The sequence below is a fragment of the Streptomyces sp. NBC_00083 genome (assembly GCF_026343295.1).
In the GTDB taxonomy this organism is placed as follows: domain Bacteria; phylum Actinomycetota; class Actinomycetes; order Streptomycetales; family Streptomycetaceae; genus Streptomyces.
On the sequence record NZ_JAPELY010000002.1, the window covers coordinates 1153314 to 1167924 of the forward strand.

The window sequence follows — 14611 nt, forward strand, 5'->3', positions numbered from 1 at the left end:
CTTGGGACGGCCAGTAGGGTTCCCCCATGTCGGCAAGTTCTCGCAGCATCAATCTCGCAGTGATCCCCGGTGACGGCATCGGCCAGGAGGTCGTGGCCCAGGGCCTGAAGGTTCTCCGAGCCGTCCTTCCGCAGGACGTGAAGCTGGAGACCAGGGAGTTCGACTTCGGCGCGCGGCGCTACCACGCCACCGGTGAGACCCTCACCGACGCCGACGTCACCGAGCTCAAGCAGCACGACGCGATCCTGCTCGGCGCGATCGGCGACCCCTCGGTCCCGTCCGGCGTCCTGGAACGCGGCTTCCTGCTGAAGCTCCGCTTCCTCTTCGACCACTACGTCAACCTCCGCCCCAGCAGGCTGCTCCCCGGCGTCTCCACCCCGCTCGCCGGCCAGCCCGAGATCGACTTCATCGTCGTGCGCGAGGGCACCGAGGGCCCGTACACCGGCAACGGCGGCTCGATCCGCACCGGGACACCGCACGAGGTCGCCACCGAGGTCTCCGTCAACACCGCCTTCGGTGTGGAGCGCGTGGTGCGGGACGCCTTCGCCCGCGCCCAGGCCCGCCCGCGCAAGAAGCTGACGCTGGTCCACAAGAACAACGTGCTGGCGTACGCCGGTCACCTGTGGACCAACGTCTTCAACACGGTGGCCGCGGAGTTCCCCGACGTCACCACCGACTACCTGCACGTGGACGCGGCGACGATCTTCCTCGTCACCGACCCGGCGCGCTTCGACGTGATCGTCACCGACAACCTCTTCGGCGACATCATCACCGACCTCGCGGCGGCCGTCTCCGGCGGCATCGGCGTCGCCGCCTCGGGCAACATCAACCCGAGCGGCGACTTCCCGTCGATGTTCGAGCCGGTGCACGGCTCCGCGCCGGACATCGCGGGCCAGGGCAAGGCCGACCCCTCGGCCACCATCCTGTCCGTCGCGCTCCTCCTGCGGCACCTCGGCCACGAGTCCGAGGCGGCCCGCATCGAGAGCGCCGTCTCCGAGGACCTCGCGGCCCGCGGCGACGCGGTCCGCAGCACGGACGAGATCGGCGACGCCCTCGCCGCGCGCGTAGCCGGCTAGCCCCGGCGCACCACACGCAACAGCCGCCGGGCCGCATTTCGCACCCGGCGGCTTTTCGCATGCGGCCACCGGGTGACACCATCAATCCCGGACCGCACATCACACCGTTATGTTCAGGACCCACCAAGAGCGATAATCGGACGTGGGCCGCGACATGCGGAGCAGCTCGGACGTCCGGCACAGGCAGCGGCGTGAGCGCGGTCCGTCACTATCCACCGGTGAAGGACACAGCACTCATGACGACGCCCACGATCGAGCTCAAGCCCACCTCGCACCCGCTGTCCGACGCGGAGCGCGAGGCGATCCTGGCCAGCCCCGGTTTCGGCCGCCACTTCACCGACAACATGGTGACGGTCCGCTGGACCGAGGGCCGCGGCTGGCACGACGCCCAGCTCGTGCCGTACGCCCCGCTGTCCATGGACCCGGCCAACATGACGCTGCACTACGCGCAGACGATCTTCGAGGGTCTCAAGGCCTACCGCCAGCCCGACGGCACGGTCGCCACGTTCCGGCCCGAGGCCAACGCCGAGCGGTTCCAGAACTCCGCGCGCCGCATCGCGATGCCCGCGCTCCCCACCGACCTGTTCATCGCCGCCTGCGACGCGCTGATCCAGCAGGACAAGGCATGGGTTCCGTCCTCCGGCGAGGCCTCGCTCTACCTGCGCCCGTTCATGATCGCGACCGAGGTCGGTCTCGGCGTGAAGCCGGCCAACGAGTACCTCTTCATCGTGATCGCCTCCCCGGCCGGCGCCTACTTCCCCGGCGGCGTGAAGCCCGTCTCGGTCTGGCTCTCCGAGGAGTACGTGCGCGCGGTCAAGGGCGGCACCGGCGCCGCGAAGACCGGCGGCAACTACGCGGCCTCGCTCGTCGCCCAGGCCGAGGCCGCCCAGCACGGCTGCGACCAGGTCGTGTGGCTCGACGCGGTCGAGCACCGCTGGATCGAGGAGATGGGCGGCATGAACCTGTACTTCGTGTACGGCGACAAGATCGTCACGCCCGAGCTGACCGGCTCGCTGCTGCCCGGCATCACCCGTGACTCGCTCCTGAAGATCGCCCGCGACCTCGGGTACGAGGCCGTCGAGGGCCGGATCTCCACGGAGGACTGGAAGCGGGACAACGAGAACGGCACCCTGACCGAGGTGTTCGCCTGCGGCACGGCCGCGGTCATCACCCCGGTCGGCTCGGTGAAGTCGGCCCGCCACAACTGGACGCAGGGCGACGGCGAGCCGGGCGAGGTCACGATGAAGCTCCGCAAGGCGCTGCTCGACCTCCAGACCGGCACCGCCCCGGACCCGCACGGGTGGATGCACCCGCTGGGCTAGGACGCGTGGCGCGGCGCTCAGCCGTCGACCAGGGCCGCCTCGGAGTCGATCTCCGGGGCGGTCTTCTCGGCGGCGCGGGAGCCGGCCGTGAGGGCCAGGTACGCCGCGCCGCCCACCACGCCCGACAGCAGGAAGCTGCAGTCCACTCCGCCGGTCCAGCTCAGGATCGGGCCCTGGTAGGTGGGCAGCGAGACGGCGAGCAGGCCGACGCCCGCGCCGAGCGCCCAGGAGATCACCGCGCGCGGGTTCCAGCCGGACCGGTACCAGTAGACGCCGCCCCGCGAGCGGCGGTTGAAGACCTGGAGGGCGTCCGCGTCGTACACGCCGCGGCAGTGCACGAAGCCGATCAGGGTGATCACCGCCCAAGGCGTGCCGATCGCCGTGAGCAGCAGGACGAACGAGGTCATCGCGGCCTGTGCGTCCCAGGCGAAGTGCCCCGCGAACACACACGCCGTGGCGACGCCGGCCACCGCGAACGTCGCCTGGGTGCGCGAGGCGCGCGGCAGGATCGCGTCGAGGTCGAGCCCCATCGAGTACAGCATGAGACCCGCGTTGCCGACCGAGCCCGCGGAGGCCGAGAGCAGCAGCGGCACCAGGTACCAGCCGGGGGAGGCGGAGACCAGCGGTCCCGCGAAGTCGGTTGCCGCGCGGGCCGCGTACGCGGTGAACGTGCCGAAGAGCTGCGGCACGAGCAGACCCACCGTCAGGCCCAGCCAGGTGGCGTGCAGGACGCGGCGCGGGCGGTGGCGGGTCGGTGAGACGTAGCGCGTGTAGTCGCCGAGCAGCGTGATGAACGCGATCGGCCCGCTGAGCCCGGCCGCGACGAGCGCGAAGAGCCAGGTGGGCCAGAACGAGCCGAGCAGATAGCCGCCGGCGTCCGGCAGCGCGGCGGTGGTGAAGTGCGGTGCGTAGGCGAAGACTCCGAGCACCAGCAGCGCCGTCATGCCGACGGCCAGGATGCGCGACAGGCGCAGCAGCACCCGGTAGCCGTAGACCGCGCCGACGACGGTGGCCGCGGCGAGCAGCGCGTACACGATGCCGTACGAGGCGCCGCCGGTGGGCAGGCCGAACAGGCGGTGCAGGACGCCGGTCATGGCGTCCCCGCCGATCCACACCGTCAGGGCGGTGTAGCCGAGCGAGAGCAGCAGGCCGACGACCGACCCCACCAGCCGCCCCCGTACGCCGAATTGGGCGCCCGACGAGGTCGACAGATTGGTCGCCGTGCGCAGCGAGACCAGCGCGAGCGGCGCGGTGAGCAGGGTGCCGGCGAGGGTCCCCGCGACCACGGCGCTGACCGAGGCCCACCAGCCGAGACCGAAGGAGACCGGCAGCCAGCCGAAGATGATCACCCCGAGACAGAGGTTCGAGCCGAGCAGGATCGACACCAGGTCGCGGGGCCCGCTGGTGCGCTCCGCCTCCGGGACCGTATCGACTCCGCGCTGTTCTATGGGCATGCCGGCGCCTCTCACTCGTCGTGGGGTCACTCATCGTGGGGTTTGAGTGCCGCTCAATGTGACGCACACCAAGCCGTGCCGTCAATGCTTCCCGTCTGTGAAATCTCTGGTTAGAGTGGCGTTCAAACAGGAGGTGTGGTGGCGTGCGACTGACCCCGACGGAGCGTGACCGGCTGCTGCTGTTCGGTGCCGCTGAGCTGGCCCGGACCCGCAGAGCCCGCGGACTGCGGCTGAACGTGCCCGAGGCGACCGCGCTGATCGCGGACACCGTCTGCGAGGCGGCCCGGGACGGCAGACGGCTCGCCGAGGCGATCGAGGCGGCCCGGTCCGTGCTCGGCCCCGACGACGTGCTGCCCGGTGTGTCCGACGTGGTCACCGAGGTCCATGTGGAGGCCGTCTTCGACGACGGGTCCCGGCTCGCGGTGGTCTCCGACCCCATCGGCGGCACCGCCGGCCAGGACGCGCCCGGCGCGCTGCTGCCCGGCGACGGCTATCCGGAGGCCGACCCCGAGGTCCGGCTCGCCGTGACCAACACCGCCTCCGTGCCGATCTCGGTCACCTCGCACTTCCACTTCTTCGAGGCCAACCCGCGGCTCGATTTCGACCGGGCCGTGGCTTACGGCATGCGGCTGTGTGTGCCGGCCGGGTCCTCGGTGCGGTTCGGCCCCGGCGAGAGCGCCGAGGTCGGCCTCCTGCCCATCGGCGGCGACCGCATCGCGATCGGCTTCGCGGGACTGGTCGACGGGCCGCTGGACGCGCCCGGCGCCAAGGCGGAAGCCCTGCGCAGGGCCGCCGCCTGCGGATACCTGGGAACCGGACCGCGCGAGCCGCGAGAGGGAGCGAAGTGATGGACCCGTACGAGTACGCCTCCGTGCACGGCCCCCGCACCGGGGACCGGATCCGGCTCGGGGACTCGGGCCTGACCGTGCGGGTCGAGTCCGACTCGCAGGCGCCGGGTGATGAGTTCCTGGCGGGTTTCGGCAAGACGGCCCGTGACGGGCTGCATCTGAAGGCCGCCGCGGTGCGCGAGACGTGCGACGTCGTCATCAGCAACGTCGTCGTGATCGACGCGGTGCAGGGCATCCGCAAGGTGTCCATCGGCATCCGCGAGGGACGGATCTGCTCGGTCGGCCGGGCCGGCAACCCCGACACCCTGGCCGGTGTCGACGTGGTGGTCGGCACCGGCACCTCGATCGTCTCCGGTGAGGGCCTCATCGCCACCGCGGGAGCCGTCGACCCCCATGTGCACCTGCTGTCCCCGCGCATCATGGAGGCCTCGCTCGCCTCGGGTGTCACCACGATCATCGGCCAGGAGTTCGGCCCGGTCTGGGGCGTCGGCGTCAACTCCCCGTGGGCGCTGCGCAACGCCTTCGCGTCGTTCGACGCGTGGCCGGTCAACATCGGCTTCCTGGGCCGGGGTTCGTCGTCGGACGGAGCTCCCCTGGTGGAGGCGCTGGCCGAAGGCGGGGCGTGCGGGTTCAAGGTCCACGAGGACATGGGCGCGCACACCCGGGCACTCGACACGGCGCTGCGGGTGGCGGAGGAGCACGACGTCCAAGTCGCCCTGCACAGCGACGGGTTGAACGAGTGCCTGACCGTCGAGGACACCCTGAAGGTCCTGGAAGGCCGCACGATCCACGCCTTCCACATCGAGGGCTGCGGCGGCGGTCACGTCCCGAACGTCCTGAAGATGGCGGGCGTGCCCAACGTCATCGGCTCGTCGACCAATCCGACGCTGCCGTTCGGGCGGGACGCGGTCGCCGAGCACTACGGCATGATCGTCTCGGTCCACGACCTGAAGACGGATCTGCCGGGTGACGCGGCGATGGCCCGCGACCGGATCCGGGCGGGGACGATGGGTGCCGAGGACGTGCTGCACGACCTGGGCGCGATCGGTATCACCTCCTCCGACGCGCAGGGCATGGGCCGCGCGGGCGAGACCGTGCGCCGTACGTTCGCGATGGCCGGGAAGATGAAGGCCGAGCTGGGCCCCCTGGAGGGCGACGGGCCCGACGACGACAACGCGCGCGTCCTGCGCTACATCGCCAAGCTGACCATCAACCCCGCCATCGCCCACGGCCTCTCCCACGAGATCGGCTCCATCGAGCCCGGCAAGATGGCCGACATCGTGCTGTGGCGCCCGGCCTACTTCGGCGCCAAGCCGCAGATGGTCCTCAAATCCGGATTCCCCGCCTGGGGCGTCACCGGCGACCCCAACGCCGCGACCGACACCTGCGAACCCCTCGTGCTCGGCCCCCTCTTCGGGGCCCACGGCGGGACCCCGGCCGAGCTGTCCGTCGCCTTCGTGGCGCAGGCCGCCGTCGACCAGGGCGGCGACCAGCTGCCCACCCGGCGCCGCCGGGTCCCGGTCCGCGGCACCCGGGGCATCGGCCCCGCCGACCTGCTGCTCAACTCCCGTACCGGATCCGTCGGCGTGGACGGCCGCACCGGGCTCGTCACCCTGGACGGCGACCCGCTGCGCTCCGAACCGGCCGACTCCGTCTCCCTCAACCGCCTCTACTTCCTGTAAGGACCACCCTGATGTCTGCTGCCGCCGACGGCTTCCGCATGCCCGCCGAGTGGACTCCGCACGAGCGGACCTGGATGGCGTGGCCCGGCCCCAACGTCACCTTCCCCAACGAGGCCGAACTCGCCGAGTCCCGTGCCGCCTGGGCCTCCGTCGCCCGCGCGGTACGCCGCTTCGAGCCGGTCACCATGGTGGTCGGCCCCGGTCAGGCCGACAGCGCCCGCGCGCTCCTCGGCACCGACATCGACCTCGTCGAGCGCGAACTCGACGACGCGTGGATGCGGGACATCGGCCCCACCTTCCTCACCGACGGGAACGGCCAACTGGCGGCCGTGGACTGGACGTTCAACGGCTGGGGCGCCCAGGACTGGGCGACCTGGGAGCACGACGCGAAGATCGGCGCGCACGTGTCCGACCTCGCCGGAGCGCGTACGTACACCTCGCGCCTGGTCAACGAGGGCGGCGCGATCCACGTGGACGGCGAGGGCACGGTGCTGCTCACCGAGACCGTGCAGCTCGGCCCCGAGCGCAACCCCGGCTGGACCCGTGAGGAGGTCGAGACGGAGATTCACGCGATGCTCGGCACCCGCAAGGCGATCTGGCTCCGGCGCGGGCTCACCGCCGACTACCCGCCGCACGGCTACGGCACGCTCGGCCACGTCGACATCGTCGCCGCGTTCGCCCGGCCCGGCGTCGTGGTGGTCCACACCCAGCCCGACCCGGCCCACCCCGACCACGAGCTGTGCAAGGAGAACGTGGCGCTGCTGCGCGCGCAGACCGACGCGCGCGGCCGCTCGCTCGAAGTCGTCGAGATCCCGGCGCCGACCGTCACCCAGGACGACCACGGCTGGGTCGACTACTCGTACATCAACCACTACCTCTGCAACGGCGGCGTGGTCCTGTGCGCGTTCGACGACCCGCGCGACGAGAACGCGGCGGGCATCTTCCGCCGGCTCTTCCCGGAGCGCACCGTGACCTTGGTGGACGCGCGGACGATCTTCGCGGGCGGCGGCGGCATCCACTGCATCACGCAGCAGCAGCCGAAGGTGTAGCCCGGCCGAGCGTGCCCGGCGCGCCCCTTTCCGCCCCGCCCTCACCGCCGGGGCCGACAGGCCGGGTCGCTCCTGAGGTGCCGGTAGTCGTCCCCACGAGCCCCGCTGGGGGCGGCGACCCGGTCCGCGTCGCTGACCTTGATGGCTACGCCCTCGATGGGGCGGTCGCAGGAGAGGCAGAATTTGATGCGGGGGGGGGTGAGCGTCATGATGTCCGGTCCCTCGGGCCGGTCTGTACGGGGGCGGCGAGGAGATGGGCGACGCGTTCGGCACAGGTCGCCTCACGGCCCTGTTCGCCGATCTCGTGGCCGAGCGCGGTGATGTAGCGGACCCCCGCCATGGCAATCTCCTCGACGAGGTCGTTCACGGAGGTGCCGGCTCGCAGGAACCCGGCGGCATCCAGTTCGACACGGAGTCCGCGCTTGCGCAGGTGCCCCGAGAGTTCTTGCAGGTCGCTGTCCATGAAGAGACGATCTCAACGGGCAAGACCGAGCGGGACCGGACAACCTGTGACACGGAGTTGATCATGCGGACGGTGGCGATCACGGGGACGCGCGAGACAGGACACCGCTCCCTGGACGACTACTCCGTCCTCTTCACGGCCTACCTGGCTCCGTTCGCGGACGGGCACTTCTACATCGGTGGCGCCAAGGGCATCGACACGCTGAGCCTGGCCTGGCTGGCCGAGAACACCGAGGCGCACCTCGCCGTCGTGGTGCCCGGCACCGTCGCCCAGCAGCCGGCCGAGGCGCGCCGAGTCATCGTCGGTGTCGGGGCTCGTGTCAGGGACGTCATCGAGCTCGGCGCCGCCGAACTGGGCACCTCCGCCTACCACGCGCGCAACAGGTGGATGGTCGACCACGCTTCCATGACGATCGGGTTCCCGCACGCCACCCAGCCCTCGACCGGCACCTGGCAGACCCTCAACTACACGGCCGCGCAAGGGAAACCGCGTCTGATCGTGCCCGTGTAGTCACGTTGTGCGACATCATGGCTGCATGGGCGACAGGGCGACTGGTGCGGCGATGCTCAAGACGCTGAGGAAGCGCCGTGGCCTGTCGCTCGCCGACACAGCCCGCGCTCTGCTCGCAATCGCCGGGGAGCTAGGCCAGCCGCGGACCTCACTTCCGACCGTCGCCGGTCTGCAAAGGTCGGTGGCCCGCTGGGAGTCGGCATTCCCGAAGCGGCCTGACGGACGCCATCAGCTCCTCCTCGCACACCTCTACGGCCGCACGCCGGCCGGCTCGATCGCCCTCGGCGCAGGTTCGGACTTCGCCGCGCTCATCGAAGCCCTTGTGCACCTCGGAGAGAGCGAGACCGAGTTGGCGCGGCTGCGGACCGTGCTCGTGCGGGCCGCGACGGACCCGGGCGGCGGCATGCTCGCGCTGATGTCGCCGAGCGTGCGGACCGGGCTGACGGCGGCGTTGGCGGACCCCGCCCGGGTCGACGAGGACCTGGTGGCCGCACTGGCCCAGGTCGTCACCGACGTGGACGCCCAGGTGGGCACGGTGTCGTTTGTGCGTTTGCAACTGATGCTCGCCCCCGCCGTAGAAGCGTGTCGGCAATTGACCGCAAGCCCCCTCCCTGCGTCGCTGCTCGACCGGATGCGGGACGTGTCCGTCGCGGCTCATACGCTGGCCGGCCGTCTGGCGTTCGAGACCCGCGACGACGTCGCCTCCCGGGAGCTGTACACCGCTGCGACCAGGGAAGCGGGCCTCCTGCCGGATCGCTGGCGACGGGCCACCGTCCACATGAGCCACGCCTTGGTGACCTTGTACTCGGCGCAAGGCCTGGCTGCGGCCGCGAGGTTGACGGAGGCGGCGGTGCGCGATGCTGGGACGGGCGACAGCGTCGTGGTCCGGGCGCGGGCTCATGCCTTGCAGGCCGAGACCGCTGCCCGCGCGGGCGAGGCACACCAAGCGCGGTCGGCGCTCGGGCTCGCCTGGTACGACATGGGCCGCGCCTGCGCGGACGACCCGTCGAACAGCTCGTTCACCAACAACCATCTGCGCGGCTTCGAGGGTGTGTGCGAGCTGTACGTCGGCGACCCGCAGTCGGCGCACGACCGGTTCGCCGCGTCCGCGAAGGCGCTGGTGGAGCCGCGACAACAGGTGCAGCGGGCCATTGTGACGACGGATCAGGCGCTGGCCCGGATCCGCTTGGACGAGGCACGCTCGGCGACGGACTTGCTGCACGCGTGTGTGTCCGCCGCCGTGGCGACGGGCGGCAGAGTTCCGGCCATGAGGTTGGCGCAGGCGCGCCAGGCCCTGCGGCCGTGGCGGCGGGAGCAGTGGGTGGCCGACTTCGACGACCATCTGATGGACGTCCTCAGGGCATGACAGATGGCCGGGCGGGACGCAACCGGCTGTCACCGTCCCCAGGAGGTCCGCACCCGATGTGATCGACTGGGCCGTATGACTTCAAGGACCGTGTACCTGTTCTGCTCCGCGGCCCCGCCCGTCTTCGAGGTCGCCGCGGTTGTCGAATCGCTGCAAGCGGGCGGCTGGGACGTGTGTCTTGGGCTGACTCCCGCCGCCGCTTCCTGGATCGAGGAGTCCCTCTCCGGGCTCGCCACCCTGACCGGGCATCCGGTGCGATGGCGGTACAGGAGGCCGGGGGAGCCGGACACATGGCCGGCCGCCGACGTCGTTCTCTTCGCGCCCGCCACGTTCAACACGGTGAACTCCTGGGCGCTCGGGCTCACTTCGGCCTTCGTCGTCGGGGTCGCCGCCGAGGCGATCGGCAAGGGGATACCGACCCTCGCCATGCCGTGCGTGAACGCCGCCTACGCCCGGCACCCCCAGTTCGAGCAGTCCCTGGAGGTGCTGCGCTCCGCCGGAGTGGGCGTCCTCTACGGCGCCGACACCGGCTTCGTGCCGAACCAGCCCGGCGAGCAGCCCCCCGAGGGCTACCCCTGGCGGCGCGCCCTCGACGCGGTCGAGGCGGCCACGGCCGCGCCCTGAGGCGTAGCCCGCGCGGTCGCGTGGCCGGGGCGGGCCGGGGGATCGGGTAGAACATACGGGTGAACGCACCGCGCCGCCGCAACACCGCCCCGCCCCGCGAGGAGCTCCTCGCCGCCGCCATGGCCACCATCGCCGAAAGCGGACTGGACGGGCTCACCATGGCCGGGCTGGGCCGGGAGGTCGGCATGTCCAGCGGGCACCTCCTCTACTACTTCCGCACCAAGGACGAGCTCCTGCTCCAGACCCTGGAGTGGAGCGAGGGCCGCCTCGGCGACCAGCGGCGCGCGCTGCTCGCCCGGCCTGGCACCGTACGGGAGCGGCTCGACGCCTACGTCGACCTGTACGTGCCCGACGGGCCGCGCGACCCGCACTGGATCCTGTGGCTCGAAGTGTGGAACCGCTCGCAGAACGCCGACGGCACCGCCCGCGTCCGGCAGGCCGCCATCGAGGGCGCCTGGCACCGCGACCTGGTCGCGATAGTCGCCGAAGGCGTCTCGCGCGGCGAGTTCCGCCCGGTCGACGCCGACCGCTTCGCCGCCCGGCTGCGCGCCCTGCTCGACGGGTTCAGCGTCCATGTCGCGGTCGGTCTGCCCGGCACCGGTCGCGATCAAGTCCTCGCCCACGTACGGGAGTTCGTGGACGAGTCGCTGATGGGCACGTGACCCGCCGGCGCGGACCGTCCTGACGCGCCGTCACGCGCGGGCTCGATGTGCCCCCCGCGCGCCCCGGCGCCCGGGAACGCAACGCACGCAAGTACGCCCGATCGTTGCGCCCGCCCTCCTTGTCGGCCGGGCCCCGCTGCGCCACCGTGAGCATCCATGGGACGAGAGCACTGGAAGAAGATCTGGGTCGGTTCGGCCGGCAACATGGTCGAGTGGTTCGACTGGTTCGTGTACGCCACGTTCGCCGTGTACTTCGCGGACGCGTTCTTCCCGAAGGGCAACGAGACCGCCAACCTCATGAACACCATGGGGATCTTCGCGGTCGGCTTCTTCATGCGGCCCGTCGGCGGCTGGCTGCTCGGCCGGATCGGCGACCGCAAGGGCCGCAAGGCCGCGCTCACCCTGACCGTCACCCTGATGTCCGCCTCCGCGATCCTGATCGCGATCGCCCCCACCTACGCCGTCGCCGGCTACGGGGGAGTGGCGGTCCTGCTCGTCGCCCGGCTCCTCCAGGGGCTCTCCGTCGGCGGCGAGTACGCGGCCAGCGCCACCTACCTCACCGAGGCCTCCGACCCCGGGCGCCGCGGCTTCGCCTCCAGCTTCCAGTACGTGTCGATGACCGCGGGCCAGCTCGTCGGACTCGGCCTCCAGATCGTCATGCAGCGCAGCCTCTCGGACGCGGCCCTGCACAGCTGGGGCTGGCGGGTCCCGTTCATCGTCGGCGCCCTCGGCGCGGCCGTCGTCTTCTACCTGCGCCGCTCCATGCTGGAGACCGAGGTGTACGCGGAGTCGGGCGCGGCCGGCGACGAGGACCGCGGCACCCTCAAGGCGCTGTGGGCGCACCGGCGCGAGGCGCTGCTCGTCATGGCCCTCACCATGGGCGGCACCGTCGCGTACTACACGTACACGACGTACCTGACGAAGTTCCTCTCCAAGAGCGCCGGCATGGAGAAGTCCACCGCCTCGCTCGTCAGCTTCTGCGCGCTGTTCGTCTTCATGTGCCTCCAGCCGCTGGCGGGCGCGCTCTCCGACCGGATCGGGCGCCGCCCGCTCCTGATCACCTTCGCCGTCGGCTCGACCTTCCTGACCGTGCCGATCATGACGATGCTCAAGCACGCCGGCACCTTCTGGCCCGCCTTCGGCCTCGCCCTGCTCGCCCTGGTCGTCGTCACCGGCTACACCTCGATCAACGCCTGCGTGAAGGCCGAGCTGTTCCCGACCGGCATCCGCGCGCTCGGCGTCGCCCTGCCCTACGCCCTGGCGAACGCGCTGTTCGGCGGCACCGCCGAGTACGTGGCGCTCTGGTTCAAGAAGGCCGGGATCGAGTCCGGCTTCTACTGGTACGTGGCCGGCTGCGCCGCGGTCTCCCTCGTCGTCTACCTCTCCATGCGCGAGACGCGTGACATCGATCTCAACCGGGTGAAGGAGGCGCCGCCGCGCACCCGGGCCGAGCCCGTGGCGTCGAATTAGCGCAGGTCGGCGGGGCGCCCGGATGGTGAGACCCCGTCTCAGCCGGCCGGCCCCTTGTGGCAGACTGCTTGCGTGCTCGCTTTCGCCATGATTATGGACAGCAGCGCGCCGGTCCGCAGTGATCGCTGAACCGTGGAACCATCCGCGGCAGCGGCATCGTGCCCCAGACCCGCGCGCAGACCTCTCGCACCCGCGAGGGGTCTTTTCGTTTACCGGCCCCACCACGGCCGGGGCGAGGAGCGCGACGACGGGGGCAGGTGGAGCCAGCAGTTCGGAGCCACTCACCCGACAGGAGTCAGATCAGCATGACGACCAACGAGGCGCACGAGGCCGCCGAGGAGAGTCTTCTCGCCGGCCCTCGGGTCGACGACAGCTTCCACGTCTTCGACACGACGCTGCGCGACGGCGCCCAGCGCGAGGGCATCAACCTCACCGTCGCGGACAAGCTGACGATCGCCCGGCACCTGGACGAGTTCGGCGTGGGCTTCATCGAGGGCGGCTGGCCCGGCGCGAACCCCCGCGACACCGAGTTCTTCGCCCGCGCGCAGCAGGAGATCCGCTTCAAGAACGCCCAGCTCGTGGCGTTCGGCGCCACCCGCCGCGCGGGCGGCAGCGCGGCCGAGGACCCGCAGGTGCGGGCCCTGCTCGAATCGGGCGCCCCGGTGATCACGCTGGTCGCCAAGGCGCACGACCGGCACGTCGAGCTCGCGCTGCGCACCACCCTGGACGAGAACCTGGAAATGGTCCGCGACACGGTCTCCCACCTGCGCGCACAGGGCCGCCGTGTCTTCGTGGACTGCGAGCACTTCTTCGACGGCTACAAGGCCAACCCCGAGTACGCCAAGGCCGTCGTGCGCACCGCGAGTGAGGCCGGCGCCGACGTCGTCATCCTCTGCGACACCAACGGCGGCATGCTGCCCGCGCAGATCCACGCGGTCGTCGCCACCGTGTTCGCCGACACCGGCGCCCGGCTCGGCATCCACGCCCAGGACGACACCGGCTGCGCGGTCGCCAACACCCTCGCCGCCGTCGACGCGGGCGCCACCCACGTGCAGTGCACCGCCAACGGCTACGGCGAGCGCGTCGGCAACGCCAACCTCTTCCCCGTCGTCGCCGCCCTCGAGCTCAAGTACGGCAAGCGGGTGCTGCCCCGGGGCGCGCTCGCCGAGATGACCCGCATCTCGCACGCCATCGCCGAGGTGGTCAACCTCGCCCCCTCCACGCACCAGCCGTACGTCGGTGTCTCCGCCTTCGCCCACAAGGCCGGCCTGCACGCCTCCGCGATCAAGGTCGACCCCGATCTGTACCAGCACATCGACCCCGGTCTCGTCGGCAACCACATCCGGATGCTGGTCTCCGACATGGCGGGCCGCGCCTCCATCGAGCTCAAGGGCAAGGAGCTCGGCGTCGACCTCGGCGACGACCGAGAAGTGGTCGCCCGGGTCGTGGAGCGGGTCAAGGCGCGCGAGCTGGAGGGCTACACCTACGAGGCCGCCGACGCCTCCTTCGAGCTGCTGCTGCGCGACGAGGTCGAGGGCGGCCCGCGCGACTACTTCCGCATCGAGTCGTACCAGGCGATCATCGACACCCTCAAGGACGGCACCCACGCCAACGGCGCCACCGTGAAGTTCTGGGTCGGCCAGGAACGCCTCATCGTCAGCGCCGAGGGCAACGGCCCCGTCAACGCGATGGACTCGGCGCTGCTCCAGGGCCTGGAGCGGTTCTATCCGCAGGTCGCCAAGTTCGAGCTGGTCGACTACAAGGTGCGCACCCTGGAGGGCAAGCACGGCACCGCCTCCACCACCCGCGTCCTGATCACCACCACGGACGGCGCCGCCGAGTGGACGACCGTCGGCGCCGGCCCCAACGTGATCGCCGCGTCGTGGGAGGCGCTCCAGGACGCGTACACCTACGGTCTGCTCCGGGCCGGTATCCAGCCGCGCCGGTAGCGCGGCTCCGGCGGGGCGCTGCGGGGCGCTGCGGGGCTCCGGGCGGGGAGGGGACGGGCCGGGCACGCTCCGGGCCCATCCCGCGGCCCGGGTGCGAGGGGCCGGGGCGGGTGCCTCGCGTCCAGCCCGCCGCACC

The 14611-nt window shown here is 71.4% G+C and carries 14 protein-coding genes; 11 read left to right on the forward strand and 3 right to left on the reverse strand.

Features of this window, described 5'->3' with window-relative positions:
* Positions 1 to 26 precede the first annotated feature (26 nt).
* Both OOJ98_RS21585 and OOJ98_RS21590 read left to right on the forward strand, forming a co-directional pair.
* Positions 27 to 1076: a 3-isopropylmalate dehydrogenase gene (locus tag OOJ98_RS21585; RefSeq protein ID WP_267056580.1), complete on the forward strand. Its 1050-nt coding sequence runs from the start codon at positions 27 to 29 to the stop codon at positions 1074 to 1076.
* Between the two features lie 236 nt (positions 1077 to 1312).
* Positions 1313 to 2398: a branched-chain amino acid aminotransferase gene (locus tag OOJ98_RS21590; protein WP_267056581.1), complete on the forward strand. Its 1086-nt coding sequence runs from the start codon at positions 1313 to 1315 to the stop codon at positions 2396 to 2398.
* Positions 2399 to 2415: 17 nt separating this feature from the next.
* Here OOJ98_RS21590 and OOJ98_RS21595 read toward each other — a convergent pair whose 3' ends face one another.
* A complete protein-coding gene (locus OOJ98_RS21595; protein WP_267056582.1) occupies positions 2416 to 3852 on the reverse strand; it encodes a cytosine permease in 1437 nt (478 codons plus the stop codon).
* Positions 3853 to 3995: 143 nt separating this feature from the next.
* Between OOJ98_RS21595 and ureA the strand changes: the two genes are divergently transcribed.
* The 3 genes from ureA to OOJ98_RS21610 are packed head-to-tail and all read left to right on the forward strand — an operon-like array spanning position 3996 to position 7431.
* Positions 3996 to 4700 (forward strand): urease subunit gamma, encoded by a 705-nt coding sequence (gene ureA, locus OOJ98_RS21600; protein WP_267056583.1) that lies wholly within the window; start codon positions 3996 to 3998, stop codon positions 4698 to 4700.
* Positions 4700 to 6382: an urease subunit alpha gene (locus tag OOJ98_RS21605; RefSeq protein WP_267056584.1), complete on the forward strand. Its 1683-nt coding sequence runs from the start codon at positions 4700 to 4702 to the stop codon at positions 6380 to 6382. Before ureA ends, OOJ98_RS21605 begins: the two co-directional genes overlap by 1 nt.
* An 11-nt stretch (positions 6383 to 6393) precedes the next feature.
* Positions 6394 to 7431, forward strand: a complete 1038-nt coding sequence (locus OOJ98_RS21610; RefSeq protein WP_267056585.1) for an agmatine/peptidylarginine deiminase — start codon at positions 6394 to 6396, stop codon at positions 7429 to 7431.
* 41 nt (positions 7432 to 7472) lie between these two features.
* Here OOJ98_RS21610 and OOJ98_RS21615 read toward each other — a convergent pair whose 3' ends face one another.
* Both OOJ98_RS21615 and OOJ98_RS21620 read right to left on the reverse strand, forming a co-directional pair.
* Entirely contained in the window at positions 7473 to 7640 is a 168-nt protein-coding gene (locus tag OOJ98_RS21615) for a hypothetical protein (RefSeq protein ID WP_267056586.1), read from the reverse strand.
* Positions 7637 to 7894: a hypothetical protein gene (locus OOJ98_RS21620; RefSeq protein ID WP_267056587.1), complete on the reverse strand. Its 258-nt coding sequence runs from the start codon at positions 7892 to 7894 to the stop codon at positions 7637 to 7639. Before OOJ98_RS21620 ends, OOJ98_RS21615 begins: the two co-directional genes overlap by 4 nt.
* 63 nt (positions 7895 to 7957) lie before the next feature.
* On the opposite strand from OOJ98_RS21620, the gene OOJ98_RS21625 reads away from it, so the two are divergent.
* The 6 genes from OOJ98_RS21625 to cimA all read left to right on the forward strand — a co-directional run bounded on the left by OOJ98_RS21625 (position 7958) and on the right by cimA (position 14475).
* Positions 7958 to 8404, forward strand: coding sequence for a hypothetical protein (locus OOJ98_RS21625; RefSeq protein WP_267056588.1), 447 nt, complete (start codon positions 7958 to 7960; stop codon positions 8402 to 8404).
* A gap of 25 nt (positions 8405 to 8429) precedes the next feature.
* Positions 8430 to 9770: a hypothetical protein gene (locus OOJ98_RS21630; RefSeq protein ID WP_267056589.1), complete on the forward strand. Its 1341-nt coding sequence runs from the start codon at positions 8430 to 8432 to the stop codon at positions 9768 to 9770.
* A gap of 75 nt (positions 9771 to 9845) precedes the next feature.
* On the forward strand, positions 9846 to 10394 hold the full coding sequence (locus OOJ98_RS21635) for a flavoprotein (RefSeq protein WP_267056590.1): 549 nt from the start codon (positions 9846 to 9848) through the stop codon (positions 10392 to 10394).
* Positions 10395 to 10453: 59 nt separating this feature from the next.
* On the forward strand, positions 10454 to 11056 hold the full coding sequence (locus tag OOJ98_RS21640) for a TetR/AcrR family transcriptional regulator (RefSeq protein WP_267056591.1): 603 nt from the start codon (positions 10454 to 10456) through the stop codon (positions 11054 to 11056).
* A gap of 156 nt (positions 11057 to 11212) precedes the next feature.
* Positions 11213 to 12526 carry an MFS transporter gene (locus OOJ98_RS21645; protein ID WP_267056592.1) on the forward strand — a complete coding sequence of 438 codons (1314 nt, stop codon included), beginning with the start codon at positions 11213 to 11215 and terminating at the stop codon, positions 12524 to 12526.
* Positions 12527 to 12831: 305 nt separating this feature from the next.
* Positions 12832 to 14475 carry a citramalate synthase gene (cimA, locus tag OOJ98_RS21650; protein WP_267056593.1) on the forward strand — a complete coding sequence of 548 codons (1644 nt, stop codon included), beginning with the start codon at positions 12832 to 12834 and terminating at the stop codon, positions 14473 to 14475.
* Positions 14476 to 14611 lie beyond the last annotated feature (136 nt).

What these genes read in the sequence shown, in the direction of transcription:
- OOJ98_RS21585 (WP_267056580.1), top strand. Translation starts at nt 27, where the DNA reads ATGTCGGCAAGTTCTCGCAGCATCAATCTCGCAGTGATCCCCGGTGAC.
- OOJ98_RS21590 (WP_267056581.1), top strand. Translation starts at nt 1,313, where the DNA reads ATGACGACGCCCACGATCGAGCTCAAGCCCACCTCGCACCCGCTGTCC.
- OOJ98_RS21595 (WP_267056582.1), bottom strand. Translation starts at nt 3,852, where the DNA reads ATGCCCATAGAACAGCGCGGAGTCGATACGGTCCCGGAGGCGGAGCGC.
- OOJ98_RS21605 (WP_267056584.1), top strand. Translation starts at nt 4,700, where the DNA reads ATGGACCCGTACGAGTACGCCTCCGTGCACGGCCCCCGCACCGGGGAC.
- OOJ98_RS21610 (WP_267056585.1), top strand. Translation starts at nt 6,394, where the DNA reads ATGTCTGCTGCCGCCGACGGCTTCCGCATGCCCGCCGAGTGGACTCCG.
- OOJ98_RS21615 (WP_267056586.1), bottom strand. Translation starts at nt 7,640, where the DNA reads ATGACGCTCACCCCCCCCCGCATCAAATTCTGCCTCTCCTGCGACCGC.
- OOJ98_RS21620 (WP_267056587.1), bottom strand. Translation starts at nt 7,894, where the DNA reads ATGGACAGCGACCTGCAAGAACTCTCGGGGCACCTGCGCAAGCGCGGA.
- OOJ98_RS21625 (WP_267056588.1), top strand. Translation starts at nt 7,958, where the DNA reads ATGCGGACGGTGGCGATCACGGGGACGCGCGAGACAGGACACCGCTCC.
- OOJ98_RS21630 (WP_267056589.1), top strand. Translation starts at nt 8,430, where the DNA reads ATGGGCGACAGGGCGACTGGTGCGGCGATGCTCAAGACGCTGAGGAAG.
- OOJ98_RS21635 (WP_267056590.1), top strand. Translation starts at nt 9,846, where the DNA reads ATGACTTCAAGGACCGTGTACCTGTTCTGCTCCGCGGCCCCGCCCGTC.
- OOJ98_RS21645 (WP_267056592.1), top strand. Translation starts at nt 11,213, where the DNA reads ATGGGACGAGAGCACTGGAAGAAGATCTGGGTCGGTTCGGCCGGCAAC.
- cimA (WP_267056593.1), top strand. Translation starts at nt 12,832, where the DNA reads ATGACGACCAACGAGGCGCACGAGGCCGCCGAGGAGAGTCTTCTCGCC.